The sequence below is a fragment of the Vibrio sp. OPT46 genome, assembly GCF_015163535.1.
Taxonomy (GTDB): Bacteria; Pseudomonadota; Gammaproteobacteria; order Enterobacterales; family Vibrionaceae; genus Vibrio; species Vibrio alginolyticus.
The window spans coordinates 1-473 of record NZ_JADDYG010000256.1 but is presented as its reverse complement, the minus strand read 5'-3'; the positions used below and the strand labels follow the sequence as shown (position 1 = coordinate 473).

Sequence of the window (473 nt, the reverse complement as noted above, 5' to 3'; positions counted from 1 at the left end):
TCACTACACAGTGTGCCAGTCATACGAAAACTTCAGTCATTAGAATCCTCACTTCATGCGTTTGCTCACTCCTTAGAGCAAACGTACTTTAACGTTCAGTTAAACAATCCCTCTGACATCAAACCAATTAAAGCGGTCATTAGAGCTATAACGGCGATCACTTACGATGAATACCAATCAGGACGAGAGTTAAACCAGTTACCTGGAGTGGTCTTCATTCCTGAAGATGTAGTTCCCAAATTACTAGAAGTAAATCATGCCAAAAAGGCATTTTCAGATGCTGTAAAAGAAGCTAAGGCCTCGAGTAAATGCAAAAGCAATACTGCCGCATTGAATTATGTAAGAAAATTATTAACAGAGATAGGCATGCAAAGGGTTCACTTTAAACAATGTGAACGCTTGCTGGTGGTAGAAGAGGCGCTACCTAAAAAAATAGTTTTTTATAACGAATCAAAAGGGTGGGGTAACCAAAA

1 protein-coding gene is annotated in these 473 nt (G+C 39.1%); it reads left to right on the top strand.

Annotation, left to right across the window (positions count from 1 at the left end; translation table 11 throughout):
• On the top strand, window positions 1-473 hold a 473-nt coding region (locus IQR33_RS12180; RefSeq protein ID WP_193843716.1), incomplete at both ends, for a hypothetical protein.